Genomic DNA, 1,573 nt, shown 5'->3' with positions numbered 1-1,573 from the left:
TACGGCCAGGACCGGGAAACGCCGCTGTGGCTCGGTTCGCTGAAGTCGAACGTCGGGCACACCCAGGCCGCCGCCGGGGTCGGCGCGGTCGTCAAGGTGGTCCAGGCCATGCGCCACGGCGTGCTGCCGGCGACGCTGCACGTCGACGAGCCGTCCCCGCACGTCGACTGGACGGCGGGTGCGGTCGAGCTGCTCACAGAGAACCGCGCCTGGCCCGAGGTCACCCGCCCGCGCCGCGCCGCGGTGTCGTCGTTCGGCATCAGCGGAACCAACGCGCACGTCATCCTCGAAGCCGTGCCGGAACCGGCCCCGTCCGCTGCGGTCGACGGACCGGTGCCGTGGGTGCTCTCCGCCCGGAATGAGCCCGCGCTGCGGGAGCAGGCTCGTCAGCTGCTGCCGTTCGTGAACGGCGATGCCACCGCAGTCGCGCGGGCGCTGGTCAAGCGGTCGGCGTTCGACCACCGCGCCGTCGTCACCGATGACCTGAAAGCCGGGCTCACCGCGCTCGCAGAACGAGGCAGTGGTGCCGGGGTGGCCCGCCCGAACCGCCGGGTCGTGTTCGTCTTCCCCGGTCAAGGCTCACAGTGGGCCGGGATGGGACGGGAGCTGCTCGCGGCCGATCCGGTGTTCGCGGCCCGCATGGCAGAGTGCGCAGACGCCTTGCGGTCCTTTGTGGACTGGGAGCTACTGGACGTCCTCGACGACGCCGAAGCACTCCAGCGGGTCGACGTGGTCCAACCCGCGCTGTGGGCGATGATGGTGTCGCTCGCCGCCGTCTGGCGGGCGCACGGGGTCGAACCCGCCGCCGTCGTCGGGCACTCGCAGGGCGAGATCGCCGCCGCGGTCGTCGCGGGTGGACTGTCCCTTGAGGACGGTGCCCGCGTGGTCGCGTTGCGCAGCAAGGCGCTGCTGGCGCTGTCCGGACGCGGCGGTATGGTGTCCGTGGCCGCTCCGGCGGACCGGACGCGGGAACTGATCGCGCCGTGGCCCGGGCTCGCGGTCGCCGTGGTCAACGGCGGCGCCTCGACCGTGGTGTCCGGTGACGCCGACGCGCTCGACGAACTCCTGGCCTCGGACGTCCCGGCCAAGCGGATCGCCGTCGACTACGCCTCCCATTCGCCGCACGTGGAAGGCCTCGAAGACGAGCTGGCCCGCGTGCTGGCTCCCGTGCGGCCGCGCTCGGGCGAGATCCCGTTCCACTCCACGGTGACCGGCGAACCCACTGACACGGCCGACCTCGACGCCGGGTACTGGTACCGGAACCTGCGCCGTCCCGTCGAATTCGCGCGGACCACGGAGAGGCTCGTCGAGTCGGGCCACGACGTCTTCATCGAGTGCAGCCCGCACCCGGTCCTCGTCAGCGCCCTCGCCGAGAGCACCACCGCGCTCGGCACGCTCAAGCGGAACGACGGCGGCCCGGTCCGCGTGCTCGCCGCGCTCGGCGAGGCGCACGTCCACGGCGTGCCGGTCGACTGGGCGCTGCCCGCGGGCACCCCCGCCGCGCTGCCCACGTACCCGTTCCAGCGCGAACGGTTCTGGCTCGACGCGACCGAAGCGCAGGCCGGCGTCGACG

Annotated in this window: 1 protein-coding gene; it reads left to right on the top strand. The window is 73.2% G+C overall.

Annotation, left to right across the window (positions count from 1 at the left end; translation table 11 throughout):
- Window positions 1-1,573 (top strand): type I polyketide synthase (locus tag G3I65_RS41230; protein WP_160700892.1); only part of this gene is annotated, 1,573 nt, incomplete at both ends.

The sequence above is a fragment of the Amycolatopsis sp. SID8362 genome, assembly GCF_010550475.1.
GTDB classification, from domain to species: domain Bacteria; phylum Actinomycetota; class Actinomycetes; order Mycobacteriales; family Pseudonocardiaceae; genus Amycolatopsis; species Amycolatopsis eburnea.
Note: the sequence above shows the minus strand (reverse complement) of the source record. Positions and strands in the feature narration are given on the sequence as shown.